This is a genomic window from Paenibacillus sp. FSL R7-277, from assembly GCF_000517965.1.
Classification (GTDB): domain Bacteria; phylum Bacillota; class Bacilli; order Paenibacillales; family Paenibacillaceae; genus Paenibacillus_AQ; species Paenibacillus_AQ silagei.
The window spans coordinates 18,514-37,194 of record NZ_ASPX01000029.1; the positions used below are offsets into that span (position 1 = coordinate 18,514).

Here is an 18,681-nt window from a genome sequence, read left to right on the forward strand (position 1 = left end):
TTATAAATAGTGTAAATCGTTATAAGCAAGAGGGACAGAGCCACAGAAGAAATTGTATCAGTGAAAAGTCCCATCCTGACATCTACCATCACACCTAAACGAGAGGATGAAATCATATGAGCAGCAAAGTTCCTGCAATCAGCAGCAAGGCTCCTGTAATGCTTCATGGCGCCGACTATAATCCCGAGCAATGGCTGAAATATCCGGGGGTGCTGGAAGAAGATATCCGTATGATGAAGCTGGCAGGCTGTAATGTCATGTCTGTCGGGATTTTCTCCTGGGTCTCCCTGGAGCGCGAAGAAGGGGTATTTAACTTTGAGTGGATGGACCAGCTGCTGGACCGTTTTGCGGAGAATGGTATTTATGCGTTCCTGGCTACTCCGAGCGGTGCGCGTCCGGCATGGATGTCCGAGAAGTATCCTGAAGTGCTGCGGGTGGAACGGAACCGGGTGCGCAACCTGCATGGCGTCCGTCATAATCACTGCTTCACTTCTCCGGTCTACCGTGAAAAGACAGCGCTGATCAACTCCAAGCTTGCTGAGCGTTATGCGCATCACCCGGCAGTGATCGGCTGGCATATCTCTAATGAATTCGGCGGTGAATGTCATTGTAATTACTGTCAGGATGCCTTCAGGGACTGGCTCAAGGTGAAGTACAATAATGATCTGGATGAGGTGAACCACGCTTGGTGGGCTACATTCTGGAGCCATACGTATACTTCCTGGGAACAGATCGAGTCCCCTGCTCCGCATGGTGAGACTCAGGTTCACGGTCTTAACCTGGACTGGCGCCGGTTCGTAAGCGATCAGACGATTAACTTCTGCCAGCATGAGATTGACGCGGTGCGGGGCTTTAACCCTGACCTGCCGGTGACCACCAACATGCATATGATTGACGGCGTAGACTACCGTAACATGGCTAAGATTCTTGATGTGGTATCATGGGATGCTTACCCGGACTGGGGATATACCGAGGACGATGATGACGCCCGTCTGGCCGCTTGGACAGCGATGCACCATGATATGTACCGCAGCTTCAAAAAGAAGCCTTTCCTGCTCATGGAAAGCACGCCTTCCCTCACGAACTGGCAGATTGTCAGCAAGCTGAAGCGCCCGGGGATGCACAAGCTGTCTTCACTCCAGGCAGTTGCGCATGGTTCTGATTCTGTACAGTACTTCCAGTGGCGTAAGAGCCGCGGCTCCAGCGAGAAATTCCACGGCGCGGTGATCGACCATAGCGGACATACAGAGACCCGTGTCTTTAAGGATGTAGCTGAGGTAGGCCGTACCCTGGCGGGACTGGAGGAAGTTGTAGGTACTACAACTCCTGCTGAGACAGCCATTCTGTTCGACTGGGATAACCGCTGGGCGGTGAAGGATGCCCAAGGTATCCGCAATTCCGGCCTGAAATATGAAGAGACTGTGCTTCAGCATTACCGGGGACTGTGGGAGCTGGGAATTCCGGTGGATGTGGTAGGCTCAGGCGATGACCTGTCCGGCTATAAGCTGGTGATTGCTCCGATGCTGTACTTGATCAGCGAAGAGAACGGGAAGCGGATTGAGAAGTATGTTGAGCAGGGCGGAACCTTCCTGGCCACCTATTGGTCGGGAGTAGTCGGCGAGACCGATCTGTGTCACCTGGGCGGCTTCCCTGGACCGCTGCGCAGAACGCTGGGCATTTGGGCCGAAGAGACGGAAGGACTGCATAGCCGCGATCTGAACGGTTTAGTAATGGACCCAGGCAACAGCTTGAAGCTGAGCGGGGAATACGATGCACATGAGATCGCCGAGCTGATTCATCTGGAAGGCGCTGAGGCGCTGGGCCATTACCGCAGCGACTTCTACGCCGGACGTCCTGCACTCACAGTGAACAAGCTGGGAGCAGGTAAGGCTTATCATCTGGCAACACGCGTGAAGGATGCGCAGTTCTATGTGGACCTGTACGCCGCGATTACCGGAAAAGAGCGGATCAGCCGCACTCTGAACACCGAGCTTCCGACCGGAGTAACCGCCCAGCTGCGTTCCGATGGCGAGCATGAGTATGTATTCGTGCAGAATTTCAGCGGCTCCGAGCAAGTAGTGACGCTGGACGGACAAGCCTATACTGATGTAGAATCCGGCGCAGCGGCTCCGGCCGAGCTGAAGCTGGTAGTGAATGGACTGGCAATTCTGAAGCGCGCAGCGGCTACAGCATAAGTGAAGCAGCTAAATCGCGTAATATAGTTAGAAGTATCAGCACAGATAGAGTGAGTTACAAAAGAAGGCAGAACCCCATCGACGGGTTCTGCCTTTTGAGTATGCTTTAGGTTGTGGCTGGACCGTACAACCGCTCAATCCCCTCAATTACCCGCCTAAAATATTCACGCTCATGCGGGACAAAGTGCGTGAAGTCCACCAGCTCGTCGATGCTGATTCGTTCACCGTTCCCGGTGACCTGGAAGCCCTGCACATGAAGCGTGCTGTCTGCTCCCGAGATGAAGCTGCGGAAATCAGCGAAGCGGGCCTCTACGATTCCAGCCACTTCTTCCAGCTGCGGGGTGAATTCACTTAGTGCATAGCGGTTCTCATAGACATATACATGCGCCCGTTCACGGTCCATGAATCCGGCGGAGTCCATCTGGTAGGGGATGACCCCCAGCGGTTGCAACTCGTCAAAAGCAATTTCAAGCCCCAGCTCCTCCTGCACCTCGCGGATACCGTCCATAACAGTCTCGTCAGCCAGCAGATGTCCGGCAGCAGTGATGTCGAGCAGCCCGGCATAATCTCGCTTCTGCTCACTGCGCAGCTGGAGGCAGATCCTCAGCCCGCTGTCAGCTTTGCGGACAAACCAGCAGTGGAAGGTCTCATGCCAGAGACCTTGGCGGTGAACCTCGTCCCGGGGAGCCGTCCCCGTCCGGTTCCCTTGTTCATCAAACGTAGCTAATAATTCCTCGTTCATGCAATTTGCCTCCATTGCCCCAGTAAATTAAATTTTCCGGGAGTAGTATGCCGATAACAGAAGGTACAACAACAGAAGGGTAACCAAAGTCATAGCAATCGTTAAGAACACGGTTTGGTTAATCAAAGAGGCGACGACAGCAGAAAGAGACAATAGAAGAAGGAAAAGACGTATAGCAGCCCTGCCAGTTTTTAAGGCGATCATCCGGTTCCGTTCATCATGTGCTGCAATATGTGACGCTTCTAATGTTTCAGGGTCTTTGAGAACCTTGCGGAGCCGGGCAATACGGAGAGCGGCAGTAATCCACGAACCGAACAATAAACCGGCGAGAATCCCTATATCCCAGCTGTCCAGCGTGTCGAGCCTGCCCCATACGAACGCTTTGAGTATAAACGCCACAATAACGGTTATCCCCATACCTGCCGCGTAGAATGAATTGATAACGATTCGCCGCCGCAGCTCCTTTTCAAAAGACTTCATAGTCGATATCCTCCACATCTGAAAAATCAAAAATTTCCTCGATCGGCAAACCGAAAAATTTTGAAATTTTATAGGCAAGCGGAAGGGAGGCGATATATTTTTCGTTCTCAATTGAAGTGATGGTGTGGCGTGTGACACGCAGTGCCTTAGCCAATTCCTCTTGGGAAATCCGCCGCTCTTTTCGCAGTTCGCGTATTCTTGTCTTCACTAACCTGCCACCTCCCCTGAAGCAATACTTCTGCACCTCAACTCTGTTATTATGTTGCACGGATACGGTCTTAGTCAAGTTCACTACACAATTTATGTACAGTTGACTATACAAAAAATGTGCAGTAAGCTATACATAAGACGATCTAAAGGATGGGGCGTGGAGCATGGAGAATATACGGTTCGAAGGGGTCAGAAAGTTCTTTGGCGATGTGGCTGCTGTAAACGGCCTGGATCTGAGTATTGCGGAGGGTGAGGTCTACGCACTGCTTGGGCATAATGGGGCGGGAAAGACTACAACGCTTCGCCTGCTGCTTGGTCTGCTGGAGCCGGACGGGGGAGAGGTCATTGTTTTTGGGCGGAATCCTATACAGGAGGGGGATAGCGTGCGCGGGCTATGCGGCGTTTTATCCGAAGATACAGGGCTGTACGAGTCTTTGACCGTCTGGGATAACCTGATGTATTACGCTGACATTTATGGTATGAGCCGTGTAGAATCGAGTAGCCGTATTGACGAACTGCTGCGGACATTTGAACTGCATGACAAGAAACGAACGATGATTAAGGGCTTGTCTACCGGCATGAGCAAAAAGGTTGCCCTGATCCGGGCCATGCTTCATAGACCGCGCCTTTTGATCCTGGATGAGCCTACGAATGGGCTTGATCCTGTCAGCACAACCGATCTAAGGAAGATGTTATCGCGGCTGGCGAAGGAGGAGGGGACCACCGTCATTATGACCACGCATCATCTGGAAGAGGTCCAGAAGCTATGCGATCGAATCACGATTCTGCGGCACGGGCGAAATATTTTTACCGATTCCATCTCAGCGCTCCAAGACAGCAAGCATTACATGGACAACGGGCAATTCAGTCTTGAGAAGCTGTACATGGATATAGAGCAAGGGGGAGGCCGATGAACAGATCCTATCCCGTTTTTCGTATTCAGTGTGCTGAGTTTACAAGTGACAAAGGGATGCTCTTCTTTTATGGACTATCTATCGGCATTACGGGTATAATCGTTCCACTATTCGTGCCCGGGGTGAAAGTCTCCTTAACCACCGCAGCACTACTTACGGCAATCTTACTGAGGCCCATGTTATCTGATAGCATCGCGGGAGAACGGGAGCACCGCACTTTGGAGACACTCCTGTCCAGTCCCATCCATGGAAAAAGCATGCTCTGGAGGAAGTTTGAATTCTGCTTCTTATTTGCGCTGGGCTACTTCACTATAACCGTCCTCTGCTCTGTGTTCACGAGCTATCTTGCCGGCGGCGGAGCAGCGTTGATTCCTTGGCAATGGATGTGCATCATGGTAGTGGCTGCATTGAATTATAGTGCAATATGCATGGGCGGGGTGTATGCTTCCTCTACATCAGGGGATTTGCGGGCTGCCAACCAGCGGGTGTCGCTAATGGCTTATCCTCTGAGCTTTCTGTTTGTCATCTGTCTGTCGGTTATAGGAACTGTGGACTTGTTATCGGCGCTGATCATAAGTTGTATCTGTGCATTGATTTACCTTTGGGTTATTTCGATGTTCGCAGCGAAGATCAGAAGGATGAAGCAGCCGGATTTCTTCCAGCCCATCACCATCCATAAGACGGAGAGAGCGCATCAGCAGCATATATCATTAGCTCTGCCGAGATCTCAGTTTGGCATAGTGTTACGATTGGAATGGAAGATGCTAATGACCTTGAAAAGGATGCTCCTGAGCTTTGGATTTCTGTGCTTCTCGCCGGTTGCTATGGTGTGTCTGCTGCTGTATTTTACGGGAACACTTGACCTGAGTTATGCCGTCCTGCTAACCGTGCTAATGATACCGAGAGTGCCAACCAACTTAATAGCGTACTCCGTAGGCGGGGAGAAAGTATATAAGACAGGGGAAGCCTTATTGTCTACACCTCTGCAGATCCGGCCGGTCTTTCTGGCCAAATGTATGATTCCAGTGCTTGTAACGGCGGTCATGCTGACCCTCTCATCTGTGCTGACGCTGGCGGGTGTATATATTGCAGCACTGATCATGCCTGATCTTGTCTCCCCCCAAGGCTATACGGCTGCACAGCTTATCCTGCTGTTTCCCGTTAGTCTGCTCTCATCCATAGCCATGATGTTCATAGCAGCTATTCTTGCTTTGCGGCTCAGAACTCCGCGTCAGGGCCTGTATGTGACAAGCCTTCTGTCGGTTCTGTTTGTGTTCCCGGTATTAGCGATCATCTACTTGGCTCCGAACATGCTGATGGGGTCCATAATCTATCTCGCGGTTCTTGGAATTGGCAATCTAATCTGTCTAAAAAAAATTTCGGACAACATAACCCGTCCTCAGCTCATGAGCAGACTATAAGGAATATACAAAACCCCCGGTCAAGCTTCATTAAGAAGCAACCGGGGGTTCGTTGTACAAATATAAGAATTTATATGTTACACGCGATAACTTATCCTTCTATTTCTCGCTGAAACGGTACCGTCCTTTAAGAGGACGGCAAAGCCGTTTCCACTTGTTGGGTTCCTTATCTAGCCAACCAGCCGCCATCCACATTCAGAATGTGGCCGTTCAGGTAGTCGGATGCTGCGGAGGCCAGGAATACGGCAGGGCCCTTCACATCATCGGCAGTTCCCCAGCGTCCGGCTGGAATACGCTCAAGGATAGAGTCGGAGCGGCTCTGGTCCGCACGGATCGGAGCGGTGTTCTCGGTAGCCATGTAGCCCGGAGCAATCGCGTTGATGTTAAGGCCCGAGCCTGCCCATTCATTGGCAAAGGCTTTGGTCAGACCGGCTACGGCATGCTTGCTTGCGGTGTAGCCCGGCACGTTGATGCCGCCCTGGTAGGAGAGCATGGAGGCGATGTTGATGATTTTACCGCTCCCCCGTTCCAGGAAGTGACGTCCGGCAATCTGCGACAGCAGGAAGACAGTGTTCTGATTGAGGTTAATGACATCGAACCAGTCTTTCTCACTGTGATCCTTGGCCGGAGTACGGCGGATCATGCCTGCACAGTTGACGAGGATATCCACTTTGCCGGTGAAGGCAACGGCTTCGTCGAACATGCCTTGAAGCTTGGAATGGTCGCTGAGGTCTGTGGCGATACTCAGTGCTTTGACGCCAAAAGCTTCACAGGCTGCTACGGTCTCGTCACTGGAATTAAGAGATACGGAGACTACGTCTGCACCGGCTTCTGCGAAGGCGATGGCAATGCCTTGTCCAAGACCTTGCGCTGCGCCTGTTACGATTGCTGTCTTACCTGCCAAGCTGAATAAAGATGACATATGATTATTCTCTCCTTTGAACGATTTGAATTGTGAAATTAGCCGCATTCAATGTTGACGCCGGCCTTGCGGAACAGCTCTGCGGTCTCCGGGGCAAGCCCGCTGTCTGTCAGCAGCACATCGACCTCCTGCAGGGAGGCGAAGGTGCGCAGCGCGGTCTGTCCGAACTTGTGATGATCGCAAGCGGCGAACACCTGACGGGCTGTGGAGACTAACGCCTGTTTGAAATCTATAAGATCGCCGGTATAGATGGACAGGCCGTGTTCAATATGAACGGCTGTGGCCGAGAGAAAGGCTTTTTGAATATTAAGCTTCTGTACATAGGACACGGCTTCGGGACCGGCCAGCATATTGCGGACACGGTAGCCGCCGGGTACGACCAGACGGATGTTATCTCTCTGGACCAGCTCACTGATGATGTAGACATCATTGGTAATGACCGTAAGAGGCATATTCGTAAGCCGCCGGGCAATCTCAAGCGTTGTGCTTCCGCCGTCCAGGGCAATGATGTCATCCGGAGCGATATGCACCAGGGCACGCCGGGCAATCTCCGTCTTCTCCTCGGCGTATTTATCCAGCGGATTGCGCAAGGGCAGAATGCCGAACTGATCGCTCTGTGCCAGCACGGCACCGCCGTGGACGCGCATAATCAGTCCCTGCTCCTCCAGCTTGCTTAAGTCCTCGCGGATCGTTTTGCCGGTGACCTGGAGCTTGTCGCTCAATTCATTCACGGTTACATCCTTCTGGTTCAGCATAACTTCCATAATCATCTCGTGCCGCCGTATCGGGTTCATCCGCCTGCCTCATCTTTCCGTAGTTGATTTGCTACTATTGTAATTCTTTCATCCCTACGGGGTCCATATCATCATACCGCTTGTTGTCTCCGGCCATGCTCCAGATGAAGGTATAGTTATGTGTACCGACACCGCTGTGAATGGACCAGCTTGGCGAGATGACAGCCTGTTCATTGTGCATTACGATGTGGCGGGTCTCGGTCGGCTCGCCCATCAGGTGGAAGACGATGGAATCATCCGGCAGATCGAAATAGAAGTAGGCTTCCATCCGGCGCGGATGCGTGTGGGATGGCATGGTGTTCCACATGCTGCCCGGCTTCAGCTGAGTCATCCCCATTACAAGCTGTGCGCTCTGCACGCCGTTCGTGTGGATGAAGCGGTGAATCGTCCGTTCGTTGGAATTCTCCAGACCGCCCATGGCTCCGGATTCGGATTCAGCCAGCGTAGTCTTCGTAGTCGGGTAAGACTGGTGTGCCGGAGCGGAATTCAGATAGAATTTTGCCGGCTTAGCGCTGTCCGCACTCTTGAAAATAACATCCTTCGAGCCTTGGCCCACATACAGGCATTCCTTGAAATCAACCTCATATTCAGTACCGTCCACAACAACCGAACCCGGGCCGCCGACATTGATGATTCCCAGCTCGCGGCGTTCCAGGAAGTAAGTTACGCCAAGCTCCTTGAGGTCCGTAGTCAGAGTTACCTCTCCGTTCACCGGATTCGCTCCTCCAACGATCATGCGGTCTTCATGGGTCAGGACAAGCTTCAGCTCGTCTGGTGCAAAGATAACCGGGATATGGAACTCCTTACGCAGGCGCTCAGTGTCAAACTGCTTCACTTCATTCGGATGTGATGCAAAACGTCTTTCCATCGAATATTCAGTCTCCTTAGAAAATATATTTTCGTTCGTATAGGTACAACTTAATCCATTTAAGTTCATATATCAAGCATAATCTTTTTTAGTACGTTTATTTTAGTTTATTTGTTCGGGAATAAGATTGCCATCTGAACTGAAAGCGTGCACAATAGAGCTGGAGTACAGGGGAATTATTCAGGATTGAAAATATGGAATTCATACCTACGGAGGGTGAACGAGATGGCAGATATGCCTCAGCAACAGACGACTTCTAAAATACGCCAGCGGCAGATTATATCCGCTATCGCGGTGGAGGCGGAGCGCCGCCCGCTGCTGTACAGCGGACTCTGGTTCCATGATGATGTGCGGAACAACTTCTATTATGCGTCTTATCTGTTTGCCGCTGCGGTGGATGACACCCTGGAGCTGCCGTTTGGCAAGGAGGATGCCAAGCGGAAAGCCGAGTCTGTACTATTAGAAACCGTTAGGCTTCAGAACCGGATGCCGGGGACCCCCCTGTATGGACATTGGCCGCTGGGGCTGCATCCCACTCCGGGAGAGGCTGCACCGCATGAGCTGCCGGTTGAGATTATGGGCAGCCTGATGGTCTGGTTCAACCGGCAATATTGCGACCGGTTCAGCGCGGGACTGCGGGTGGCGTTCCATACGGCTATCGGCCATATCTACCGCAGCGCTTTCTTCCGTAAGCAGGTAGCGACCTTCGGCCATCATGAAGCCAAATATACGGCCGCGAAGCTGATCTTCGGCAGGCTGTTCGAGGATGATCTGCTGAGGGAGGACGGGCGGCACAGTCTGGAGCTGACGCTGGCACATATCCGGGCGAAGGGAATGCCGGAATATGGCAGCCTGCCGTGGTTCTGGCACTGGATTCAGGCGTTCACCTGCGCCTGGGAGCTGGAAGAGGACAGCAGCCTGAAGTCTACACTTGGGGAAATGCTGGACTACCTCTGGAGCGAACGGAGCCTGTGGTACCTTAAAGGCGCCTGGGCAGGCGCCCATTCCCGGGGCTGGCCGCATGATGTTCCGGCAGACGGCAATCTGCTGCATGATTATGTCCAGTTCGGCGATTTCGCGCTGCCGGAGGAGATGCCGCGCACCGAATATGCAGGGTTCCTCTATTATGAAGCGCCGGAGGAGGCGCGTTCCGCTGCCCTGAACCGCCAGATACCGGTAGAGGTCTGCAAGAAGACCGAGAAGGTGGTTGCCGGTTCCCCGGAGCGCCAGCCGGCGCTGCATTCCTACGCCTATCTGACGAAGGATTACGCGGCAGGCGGGATGTGGGAGCGGGTGGAGGAATTCGACAATGAGCAGCTGCGCTGGGCCTTCTCGCTCCCGGTTCCGGCGGCGGCGGGCGTGAACCGGCTTTATTTTTTCCATCCGGGTCAAGGCTATCAGCCAGGAGATCCCCGGCACCAGAGTCCTTATATGGAGGTGCTGTATCATCAGAACACGATCCTGTCGCTGTTCCCGGTGCCCGAAGGAAAGGATACAGCCATCGTCGGGGTGCTCCCGTTAGGCGAATGGATCAGGCAGCCCAAGGCACTGCTTGGCTATGCGGGCAATGTGTATTTTGCCGTCTATGTATCACAGGAATATGAACTGCTGGAGCGGCCATCCTATCTGGAGGTAACGTCCAAGAACATGCCCGGAGCCGTCGTGGTTGAAGCGCTAAGCACAGATCAGGCGGCGGAGCTGGGGATACACTGTCTTGAGGAATTTACCGCAGCCGCTATACAGCGGGCACCGGAATTTACGGAAGGAGAGATCCTCTCGGCAGCGTATACGGCTTGGAGCGGGAATGAGCGCCTACAGCTCAGGATAGACAATAAGCATACGGGAATACAGGCGTTGATTAACGGGAAACCGGTATCATTTGAACATTATAAGGTCTAAACGGGATGCTTCGCTGCCTGGGGATATGAAGATTTTTTCGGATTGGAACTATCTTAAATTTTAAGCTACAATGACATAGAGCCCGGGGGTCAGCAATGGCTGCCGGGTTCTTTGCGCTACCCGCATAGGCCTTAAGCATGGCGCAGCAATGAAGGTAATATCTTTGGCGCTGCAAGGAAAGAATAAGTTGACTAATTTGCAGCAGAGGATCTACTACTGAAGACATGGGGGAGAGCAGGATGACAGAGACGGAATATCGGCTGGAGAAGGATTTTTTGGGCAGCAAGCAGGTGGAGCATCAGGCCTATTACGGGATACAGACCCTCCGGGCGGTGGAGAATTTCCCGATTACAGGCTACCGTGTGCATCATGAATTAATCAAGGCGATGGGGATTGTCAAAAAATCCGCTGCGCTCGCCAACATGGAAATCGGCCGCCTCTATAAGGGCCTGGGTGCGGTGATTGTCCAAGCAGCAGACGAGGTGATCGCGGGGAACTGGGATGAGCAGTTCATCGTTGATCCGATTCAGGGCGGCGCAGGCACCTCGCTGAATATGAATGCCAATGAAGTGATTGCGAACCGTGCGCTGGAGCTGCTGGGCAAGGCCAAGGGGGATTACCTGCAGCTCAGTCCGAACACTCATGTGAATATGGCGCAATCGACGAACGATGCTTTTCCGACGGCAATTCATATTGCCACGCTATCGCTGCTGGAGCAGCTGCTGATCACGATGCGGACGATGCACGGTGTATTTTTGCAGAAGGCTGCTGAATTCGATTCCGTCATTAAAATGGGGCGGACCCACCTGCAGGATGCGGTGCCAATCCGTCTGGGACAGGAATTCGAGGCGTACAGCCGGGTGCTGGAGCGTGATATTCAGCGGATCGAGCATACGCGTGGCCATCTCTATGAGGTGAACATGGGAGCTACCGCCGTGGGTACCGGACTGAACGCCGATCCCCGGTATATTACGCGGGTCGTTGAGCTGCTGGCTGAGATCAGCGGGCTGCCGCTGGTCAGCGCCGAGCATTTGGTGGATGCTACGCAGAATACGGATGCCTATACCGAAGTCTCGGCCTCGCTGAAGGTCTGCATGATGAATATGTCCAAAATCGCCAACGATCTGCGCCTGATGGCCTCGGGCCCGCGTTCCGGCTTCAATGAAATTACGCTGCCGGCCCGCCAGCCGGGATCGTCCATCATGCCCGGTAAGGTGAATCCGGTGATGGCCGAGGTGATTAACCAGGTGGCTTTTCAGGTGATTGGCAATGATCACACGATCTGCCTCGCCGCTCAGGCCGGTCAACTGGAGCTGAACGTTATGGAGCCGGTGATGGTGTTCAATCTGATTCAGTCGATCAGCATCATGAACAATTCCTTTCGGGTGTTCACCGACTATTGTCTGGCAGGGATTGAAGCCAACAAGGAGAAGCTTGCGCGTGAGGTGGAGAGAAGCGTCGGTATCATTACCGCCGTGAACCCGCATCTGGGGTATGAGGTCGTCTCGAGGATTGCCAGGGAAGCTATTCTGACCGGAGAATCGGTGCGGGCCTTGTGTCTGAAGTACAATGTGCTTAGCGAGGAAGAGCTGAACCTGATTCTGGACCCGTATGAAATGACCCATCCCGGCATCGCGGGGGCAGCGCTATTGAATCATGAATAATAATCGTGATTTGTGTAAAATCAGGCTTCCTCTCATGGTATAATAGACACGAGCATTTACACCGGGCATTATCCTATATTCTGTAATGGCTTACTGGAGGCAAAGTGTGGCGAAGGCAAAAGTGGCAAAACGTCCCACCCGCGACGAATTCGTGCTTGAGGAGCTGGGCAACCAGCTGGTAGAGGCGAAGCAGGAGGATTCCGAGATTCTGCTGACAGTCTGGGGGAAGGAAGAAGAGGTGCGCGGGGTGATTGTAGAGATGGATTCGCGTACCGGCAGGGTGCATGTCAGAAATAACGAAGAGATTATCAAAGTGCCGTTCATGGACATTATGCAAATCAATTATCCCCGGGATTAGGGGGAGCGGCAGATGAACAAAACGAATGCCATGCGCATACTGGATGCAAGGAAGATAAGCTACACCATTCATAGCTACGACAATGAGGACGGGCTGATTCACGGAACAGCGGTTGCTGAGAAGATTGGCCTGCCTCCTGAGGTAGTATTCAAGACACTGGTCGCACACAGCGGACCGCAGCCGTATGTCTATGTGATCCCGGTTGCTGAGGAACTGGATCTGAAGAGAGCCGCCAGAGCCGCCGGAGTGAAGAAGATTGAGCTGCTGCCGCTGAAGGACCTGCTGAAGCACACGGGATATGTCCGCGGGGGCTGTTCCCCTGTCGGGATGAAGAAGCTGTACCCTACGTTCATTCACAGCAGTGCGGCGGAGCTTGAGACAATCGCGGTCAGCGCAGGCCGGATCGGCGTTCAGATGGAGCTTGAGCCGAAGCTGCTGGCTGAAGAGGTGTCTGCGGTTTTTACAGAGTTGATTAAAGAGTAAATGTAACGAATAAAGCCGGAACTCCTATGTGTGTAGGGTTCCGGCTTTTGCTTCAAGCAGTAGTCCATTCGCTGTAATGGTCAGCTATGAATTGCAGCTCGCGCTCGTAGTGGGCCAGGTGGCCTTCTTCCACCATTTGGACAAAAGCAGGATTGCCCGCCTCGGCCTCCTTCTTCAGCGTATCGCACATAGCCGTGAGCCGCCGGGTCAACCAGTCGTGCAGATCTTCCGGGACAGGGAGTCCATAGGCTTCAAAAAACAGCTGAATCCGCCGCTGCCGGTCTGCTGCATGGAGGTCTGCCTGGTAAGGTACCGTGGAGCCTGTCAGATAGTCAGGAGCAAAACCGGCGAGCGGAACTGAGGTGTAGAGGCTATAGGCAATGTCCCATAGGCGCGGGCCTGGACCAGCCATATCGAAATCAATCAGCGCCACAGGCGCACCATGCTGAAACACCACGTTGTACAGCGCCGCGTCATTATGGCAGATCACTTCATGTGCGGCAGGATCGGCATAGGGAAGCTGCCACTCCGTATGTATACTATTCGGTACAAAGCCCTCTGTTGCATCATGATAGCTGCGTAACAGGCGCGCCAGGCCCGTAAGGGTCTCTTCAGACCACATGTACGGCTCCAGCTCAGGATAAGCGTTGCCTGGAACCTCGCCGGGAAGAAAGGATAGAATCTCGCGCCCTGCTTCATCTACACCTAGGAATCTGGGTGCTCCTGCGAAATTCTGCTGCTCCAAATGCTGTAGAAGTGCATGAATACTTGTGCTCCAGCTCCCTGTGGGACGGCGGACGGTGTCTGCATTGCGGATGATCTCATTTACATTTCCGCCGGTTAATTTCTCTTCATCGTACGGGTTCATTGGTTAAAGGTACCTCGCTTTCTTTGATGAGCGTGCAGCCAGCTGCAGGGGTCAAGGCAGCAGCTTCGCAGCGATTAACCCCAGATACTCCTTCAGCGCCAGCCCGGTTGTGGAGACGGCTCCGGCAGACGGAGTGAATTTGCTTACATAGAGTGACATAGGACGGCTGGCTTGGAAATCTACCGGAAAAGCCTGCGGCGTAAGTCCGGCATGCCCGAACTGGACCATGCTGCGCGGCATATGGAAGCCCGAGGTCACCAGAACGGGACGGCTGAAGCCATGCTCCTGCATGAGCTTTGCGGTGTTGACCGCATTCTGCTCTGTATTGAGCGAGCGGTTCTCCGGCAGGATATCCTCTGCGGGGATGCCGAGGCCGATGAGCTGCCGCCGGGCGATATCCGCTTCATTGCCGCTGTCGGCGAATACCTGTCCCCCGGAGAAAATAATCGGCAGGCCGGTCTCGCGGTACAGCCGCGCAGCTGCCAGCAGCCGGTTCGCTGCCGGACCGGACATATTGCCCTGCCCGTCCAGATCCGGGGTGCCGGAGGTGGCCCCGCCGCCGAGGATTACGATCACATCCCCCTCTGCGGAAGCAGGCTGAGGGTACTTCCGCTCCAAGCTCCCGATCAGCGTGTCGGCGACAGCAGAGGTCATCGACAGATAGAGCAGGAGTGTGACCGCCAGCAGCACGATTGCGGGACGGCGGCTATTTTTCCACAGCCAGACTACCATCCCCAGGAGCAGCAGGACGAATATCCCGGGCGGGAGGACAAAGCTGTATACGAATTTAATGAGGTAGATCATACGGTCACCAACTTTTAAACATAGGATATAAGACATTTAACAAAAAAATCACCTGCATAGCAGGTCCATTCCAGTTGCAGGGTACCACGGGTCCGGCTGGAGTTCCCGGCTTCACCCGGCTGTTTTGGCGATCCGGCGCTGCGCTGTTTTGTGCTTCGCGCTTTACACGCCCTCCATGCGCGCTTTTGGTGAGCTTACAACTGAAGTGGACTGAGATTCCTTTATTTTGCCAAAATTAAGGTTGATAATGCCGAAACGGACTGAGATTCCGCTATCTTGTACTTTTGAGCCTCTAAGGACACATGTTAGGACGCATAAAGGATTCTCTGTCCGCTTAGCCCGGAATTTCACCTGATTTGCTCATATAGCGGAATCTCAGTCCTCTTAATGTTCAGTTAGAGAGTCATGTAGGCGGCGGGATTCAGCGAATCACCTTCAACAATAATCGCAGTCAGTCCTGAATCCGTACGGGTCTCATGCCATTCCCCTTGCTCCCAAAAGACGGCTTGACCTGCACTCACAGCTGTAAATTCAGCTTCCTCTCCGCGCACAACCCCTTCACCGTTCATAATGAGCAGCAGCTGCGGACAGCTCGCCTGATGAAAGCCGATTACTCCCTGGTGTCCAAGATATACGCAGCCGATATGTGTTAACCCCTCAGTCTGGATAATCCGGGATATGATGAAATCGGAATTAAAGGCTGCTATGGGTTTGCCGGATTCTGGTTTGAAATGGTATATCTTCATTATGTAACTCCTCCTAAGATGTACCTCCCCCTGAGTGTGGGAGGGGCGCTCCGTCGCCTGCCTTGCCCGGCTCCTCCGTAAGCTGGCGGTAGCCCATGGGGGGCAGGCCGGTCCAGCGCTTGAACTGCTTGCTGAAATGAGACACATCTCGGTAGCCCAGCCGGTAGGCGATGCTCTCCACAGACAGGCTGTTATCCAGCAGCAGCAGCTTGGCATGGCGGATAATGAGATCGGAGAGATACTGCCTTGGCGGGAGGCCATAGATCTGCCGGAAGGCGCGGTTGCAGTGGTTGGGGCTATAGCCGAGCCTGGCTGCGATCTCCTCGATGCTTCCGGCTCTGCTGCCGGTTGCCGCTGCCGTGAAGACGGATTCCTGCAGCAGCCCTTCAATGGCATTCGCCAGGGCAACGGTCTTCTCCGTCACTCCCGGCAGGGTGCTCCGGGCAGGGGAAGGCAGGGCAGCCAGCACCCAGCCGGTAAGGGCGGCGAAGAACTGGAGCGATGCGTTCAGCATCACGAGCCGGCCCCGCTGTGCATCACTGGCCTCCGGGAGAATGGTCGAGCGGATGATGTCATCCAGGGAGGAACGGATTGCCTTCAGCTCCGGGGTGTCTCCGCTTAGACTGACGGTGTCCATCGTCATCAAGGAGCGGCGCAGAACCAGATCGTCAATGTCGAAGTGCAGGCAATAATAAGACATCTCATCCCCTGCGGCTGCGCCCAGACTGGAATGCAGCACACCGGGGCGGATGAACAGAATGTCGCCGCTCTTCTGGATGTAGGATTGTCCGCCTACGGCCATGTGCTGCGAGCCCTGCAGAACGATGTTGATCTCGAACATCGGGTGAGTGTGTGCCGGATATTGCCATTCCTTGTTCACCTTGCGCCAGTGGGCGGCAAAGAGATGAAAGGCAGCTTGAACATCCGGGGACATGCGTCCATCCATAGAATGCTGTGTGCCGGGATCTAATACGTTCATGTTCAACCTCTTCTTTGTTAAAAGATGGATCTATTATAGCATAGGCCGCTGCGTCCGATTGATTTGTCCAAATAATTGGCGGCTTTGCGCCTGTTGCCTGAGGGGAGGGTAGCGCTAACATAGAGCTAGAGCCCGGCACGGCCGGGACACAAGCTGGAGGGAGTGTATATACTGTATGCCAACGAACAAATTCTTCAATGCCCATCATTCACCGATAGGATCATTCTCAAGCTTCACCCTCGGATTTCAAGGAGCGTCCGGCGGCTTTGACCTCGAACTCGGCAGGCCGCCGAGACAGAACATATATATCGGCCTTGCACGCAAGGATGGCCGCGGTTACGATACGTTGCCCTTCCACGAGCAGGGCAGCGACGATGAGAGCAAGCGCTACGACATCGAGAACCCGGACCCGAGCCCGGATAAGCCGCAGATTCTGTTTCACTTCGGGGAAGACGAGATTACGCGCGATTTCCGGCTGACCACCGACAGCTGGCAGGCAGGCGATCTGACCTTCCGCATTCTGTCACCAGTCCGGCCCGTTCCGGACCCGGGGACGGCTTCGGATGCAGAGATGAAGGAAGTGCTGTTGCCAGCCGTGCTGGTAGAGCTTGAAGTCGATAACACAGCGGGCAGCTCTGCGCGTCGTGCTTTCTTCGGCTTCCAGGGGAATGACCCGTATAGCGCCCTGAGAAGATTCGATGGAGGCAAGGAGGAGCTGACGGGTGTCGGCCAGGGCCGGTTCCTGGCGATTGCCGCGAAGCAGGGAAGTGTTAAGGCGGCAATGCATTTTACAATGGAGGATATTCTTGCAGCGGAGCTGGAGGAGAACTGGACGTTCGGGCTGGGTCAGGTTGGCGCGCTTATTATGGATGTGCCAGCCGGCGAACGCAAGGTGTACCAGTTCGCGGTCTGCTTCCACCGCTCCGGTTATGTGACTTCAGGAATGGATGCGAGCTATTACTATAACCGTTATTACAGCAATGTTGAAGCTGTTGCGGAATATGCGTTATCCCGGTTCGACACGCTGAAGAAGCAGGCCGAAGAGGCGAACGGGATGCTGGAGGGAACAGGCTTAAGTGACGACCAGACCTTCATGCTTGCTCACGCCATCCGCAGCTATTACGGCTCCACCGAACTCTTGGAGTACAGAGGCCAGCCGTTCTGGGTCGTCAACGAAGGCGAATACCGGATGATGAACACCTTCGATCTTACGGTAGACCAGCTGTTCTACGAGCTGAAGATGAACCCGTGGACCGTACGCAATGAGCTGGATATGTTCGTGGACCGGTTCAGTTATGTGGACACTGTCCGTTTCCCGGGAGATAGCACCGAGTATCCGGGCGGACTTAGCTTCACGCATGATATGGGAGTAGCCAACGCCGTGTCGCGTCCGGGGTACTCCTCCTATGAGCTGTACGGCATTGACGGCTGCTTCTCGCATATGACCCACGAGCAATTGGTCAACTGGATTCTCACTGCGGCAACCTATGTGGAGCACACGGGCGACCGCAGCTGGATGGAGCGCAATCTGACCGTACTGGAGAGCTGCCTGCAGAGCATGCTCAACCGGGATCATCCGGACCCGGCGAAGCGCAATGGCGTGATGGCGCTCGACAGCTCGCGGACCATGGGCGGTGCAGAGATCACGACCTATGACAGTCTGGATGTCTCCCTGGGCCAGGCGCGCAACAATATTTACCTGGCGGGTAAGTGCTGGGCAGCATATTTGGCGATGGAGAAGATTTTCCGCGATAACGGCAATACGGAGCTGTCCCAGACTGCCGGCAGACAGGCCGAGCTCTGCGCAGCAACCATCGTGGGTAGTGTTACCGAAGGCGGCTACATTCCGGCGGTCATCGGCGAAGGCAATGATTCGAAGATTATCCCGGCGATCGAGGGTCTGGTATTCCCTTACTTCACCGGCTGCAAGGAAGCCTTGGAACGCGGAGGACGGTTCGGTGAATATCTCGGGGCACTGGACACTCATCTGAAGGCTGTGCTTGTAGAGGGAGTCTGCCTGTTCGAGGACGGCGGCTGGAAAATCTCCTCCACCAGCAATAACAGCTGGCTGAGCAAAATCTATCTCTCCCAGTTCATCGCCAGAGAAATTCTCGGCTTGAAATGGGATGAGCAGGGACGCGCGGCAGATCAGGCCCATACGGCCTGGCTTACGCATCCGCAGCTCTCGATCTGGAGCTGGAGTGACCAGATTATTTCCGGCGAGATCACCGGCAGCAAATATTACCCGCGCGGTGTGACGGCTATTCTGTGGCTGGATGAGCAGCGGGGGTAAGCATTCGTACGCCGTATAAGCGAAGGGAAGAATCGAACGTT

General features: G+C 54.0%; 18 protein-coding genes. 8 read left to right on the top strand and 10 right to left on the bottom strand.

The genetic code is table 11. From position 1 onward, the window contains the following. The first annotated feature begins 116 nt into the window (after positions 1-116). Positions 117-2,195, top strand: a complete 2,079-nt coding sequence (locus C173_RS11145; protein WP_036724798.1) for a beta-galactosidase — start codon at positions 117-119, stop codon at positions 2,193-2,195. Positions 2,196-2,301: 106 nt separating this feature from the next. Here the strand turns inward: C173_RS11145 and C173_RS11150 are convergent, their stop codons facing one another. From C173_RS11150 to C173_RS11160, 3 genes are read right to left on the bottom strand one after another with little or no spacing between them, the layout of a single operon-like run. After that, a complete protein-coding gene (locus C173_RS11150) occupies positions 2,302-2,937 on the bottom strand; it encodes an NUDIX hydrolase (protein WP_036724800.1) in 636 nt (211 codons plus the stop codon). Positions 2,938-2,964: 27 nt separating this feature from the next. Further along, positions 2,965-3,417, bottom strand: coding sequence for a hypothetical protein (locus C173_RS11155; protein ID WP_036724801.1), 453 nt, complete (start codon positions 3,415-3,417; stop codon positions 2,965-2,967). Next, positions 3,404-3,625, bottom strand: a complete 222-nt coding sequence (locus C173_RS11160; RefSeq protein WP_036724803.1) for a helix-turn-helix transcriptional regulator — start codon at positions 3,623-3,625, stop codon at positions 3,404-3,406. Before C173_RS11160 ends, C173_RS11155 begins: the two co-directional genes overlap by 14 nt. Before the next feature lie 166 nt (positions 3,626-3,791). Here C173_RS11160 and C173_RS11165 point away from each other — a divergent pair, with 166 nt between their 5' ends. Both C173_RS11165 and C173_RS11170 read left to right on the top strand, forming a co-directional pair. After that, positions 3,792-4,541, top strand: coding sequence for an ABC transporter ATP-binding protein (locus tag C173_RS11165; RefSeq protein ID WP_036724805.1), 750 nt, complete (start codon positions 3,792-3,794; stop codon positions 4,539-4,541). 218 nt (positions 4,542-4,759) lie between these two features. Then, positions 4,760-5,962 (top strand): hypothetical protein, encoded by a 1,203-nt coding sequence (locus C173_RS11170; protein ID WP_155991390.1) that lies wholly within the window; start codon positions 4,760-4,762, stop codon positions 5,960-5,962. Positions 5,963-6,128: 166 nt separating this feature from the next. Here C173_RS11170 and kduD read toward each other — a convergent pair whose 3' ends face one another. From kduD to kduI, 3 genes are read right to left on the bottom strand one after another with little or no spacing between them, the layout of a single operon-like run. Then, positions 6,129-6,884 carry a 2-dehydro-3-deoxy-D-gluconate 5-dehydrogenase KduD gene (kduD, locus tag C173_RS11175; RefSeq protein WP_036724808.1) on the bottom strand — a complete coding sequence of 252 codons (756 nt, stop codon included), beginning with the start codon at positions 6,882-6,884 and terminating at the stop codon, positions 6,129-6,131. A gap of 38 nt (positions 6,885-6,922) precedes the next feature. Then, entirely contained in the window at positions 6,923-7,678 is a 756-nt protein-coding gene (locus tag C173_RS11180) for a DeoR/GlpR family DNA-binding transcription regulator (RefSeq protein WP_036724810.1), read from the bottom strand. A gap of 34 nt (positions 7,679-7,712) precedes the next feature. Further along, positions 7,713-8,546, bottom strand: coding sequence for a 5-dehydro-4-deoxy-D-glucuronate isomerase (gene kduI / locus C173_RS11185; protein WP_036724811.1), 834 nt, complete (start codon positions 8,544-8,546; stop codon positions 7,713-7,715). 225 nt (positions 8,547-8,771) lie between these two features. Between kduI and C173_RS11190 the strand changes: the two genes are divergently transcribed. The 4 genes from C173_RS11190 (at position 8,772) to ybaK (ending at position 12,950) form a co-directional block, all read left to right on the top strand. Then, positions 8,772-10,445: a hypothetical protein gene (locus C173_RS11190; protein WP_051477970.1), complete on the top strand. Its 1,674-nt coding sequence runs from the start codon at positions 8,772-8,774 to the stop codon at positions 10,443-10,445. 239 nt (positions 10,446-10,684) lie between these two features. Continuing rightward, complete coding sequence (gene aspA / locus C173_RS11195; protein ID WP_036724812.1) at positions 10,685-12,109, top strand: aspartate ammonia-lyase; 1,425 nt, start codon at positions 10,685-10,687, stop codon at positions 12,107-12,109. An 85-nt stretch (positions 12,110-12,194) separates the two neighbouring features. Beyond that, complete coding sequence (locus C173_RS11200; protein ID WP_268748447.1) at positions 12,195-12,467, top strand: YolD-like family protein; 273 nt, start codon at positions 12,195-12,197, stop codon at positions 12,465-12,467. Positions 12,468-12,479: 12 nt separating this feature from the next. Beyond that, positions 12,480-12,950 (top strand): Cys-tRNA(Pro) deacylase, encoded by a 471-nt coding sequence (gene ybaK, locus C173_RS11205; RefSeq protein WP_036724816.1) that lies wholly within the window; start codon positions 12,480-12,482, stop codon positions 12,948-12,950. 52 nt (positions 12,951-13,002) lie between these two features. On the opposite strand, the gene C173_RS11210 is transcribed toward ybaK, so the two are convergent. The 4 genes from C173_RS11210 to C173_RS11225 form a co-directional block, all read right to left on the bottom strand. Continuing rightward, positions 13,003-13,818, bottom strand: coding sequence for a phosphotransferase (locus tag C173_RS11210; RefSeq protein ID WP_036724819.1), 816 nt, complete (start codon positions 13,816-13,818; stop codon positions 13,003-13,005). A 51-nt stretch (positions 13,819-13,869) separates the two neighbouring features. Further along, positions 13,870-14,622 carry a YdcF family protein gene (locus C173_RS11215; RefSeq protein WP_036724820.1) on the bottom strand — a complete coding sequence of 251 codons (753 nt, stop codon included), beginning with the start codon at positions 14,620-14,622 and terminating at the stop codon, positions 13,870-13,872. Between the two features lie 395 nt (positions 14,623-15,017). Next, positions 15,018-15,368, bottom strand: coding sequence for a cupin (locus tag C173_RS11220; protein ID WP_036724822.1), 351 nt, complete (start codon positions 15,366-15,368; stop codon positions 15,018-15,020). Between the two features lie 13 nt (positions 15,369-15,381). Beyond that, positions 15,382-16,347, bottom strand: a complete 966-nt coding sequence (locus C173_RS11225; RefSeq protein WP_051477971.1) for a helix-turn-helix domain-containing protein — start codon at positions 16,345-16,347, stop codon at positions 15,382-15,384. Between the two features lie 175 nt (positions 16,348-16,522). Here C173_RS11225 and C173_RS11230 point away from each other — a divergent pair, with 175 nt between their 5' ends. Next, positions 16,523-18,640: a glycoside hydrolase family 52 protein gene (locus C173_RS11230; protein ID WP_036724824.1), complete on the top strand. Its 2,118-nt coding sequence runs from the start codon at positions 16,523-16,525 to the stop codon at positions 18,638-18,640. Positions 18,641-18,681: the final 41 nt, after the last annotated feature.

Bases quoted from the DNA above. Each gene is read 5' to 3' on its own strand.
- C173_RS11145 (WP_036724798.1), top strand. From the start codon at position 117: ATGAGCAGCAAAGTTCCTGCAATCAGCAGCAAGGCTCCTGTAATGCTT.
- C173_RS11150 (WP_036724800.1), bottom strand. From the start codon at position 2,937: ATGAACGAGGAATTATTAGCTACGTTTGATGAACAAGGGAACCGGACG.
- C173_RS11155 (WP_036724801.1), bottom strand. From the start codon at position 3,417: ATGAAGTCTTTTGAAAAGGAGCTGCGGCGGCGAATCGTTATCAATTCA.
- C173_RS11165 (WP_036724805.1), top strand. From the start codon at position 3,792: ATGGAGAATATACGGTTCGAAGGGGTCAGAAAGTTCTTTGGCGATGTG.
- kduD (WP_036724808.1), bottom strand. From the start codon at position 6,884: ATGTCATCTTTATTCAGCTTGGCAGGTAAGACAGCAATCGTAACAGGC.
- C173_RS11180 (WP_036724810.1), bottom strand. From the start codon at position 7,678: ATGAACCCGATACGGCGGCACGAGATGATTATGGAAGTTATGCTGAAC.
- kduI (WP_036724811.1), bottom strand. From the start codon at position 8,546: ATGGAAAGACGTTTTGCATCACATCCGAATGAAGTGAAGCAGTTTGAC.
- C173_RS11190 (WP_051477970.1), top strand. From the start codon at position 8,772: ATGGCAGATATGCCTCAGCAACAGACGACTTCTAAAATACGCCAGCGG.
- aspA (WP_036724812.1), top strand. From the start codon at position 10,685: ATGACAGAGACGGAATATCGGCTGGAGAAGGATTTTTTGGGCAGCAAG.
- C173_RS11200 (WP_268748447.1), top strand. From the start codon at position 12,195: ATGGCTTACTGGAGGCAAAGTGTGGCGAAGGCAAAAGTGGCAAAACGT.
- ybaK (WP_036724816.1), top strand. From the start codon at position 12,480: ATGAACAAAACGAATGCCATGCGCATACTGGATGCAAGGAAGATAAGC.
- C173_RS11210 (WP_036724819.1), bottom strand. From the start codon at position 13,818: ATGAACCCGTACGATGAAGAGAAATTAACCGGCGGAAATGTAAATGAG.
- C173_RS11215 (WP_036724820.1), bottom strand. From the start codon at position 14,622: ATGATCTACCTCATTAAATTCGTATACAGCTTTGTCCTCCCGCCCGGG.
- C173_RS11220 (WP_036724822.1), bottom strand. From the start codon at position 15,368: ATGAAGATATACCATTTCAAACCAGAATCCGGCAAACCCATAGCAGCC.
- C173_RS11225 (WP_051477971.1), bottom strand. From the start codon at position 16,347: ATGAACGTATTAGATCCCGGCACACAGCATTCTATGGATGGACGCATG.
- C173_RS11230 (WP_036724824.1), top strand. From the start codon at position 16,523: ATGCCAACGAACAAATTCTTCAATGCCCATCATTCACCGATAGGATCA.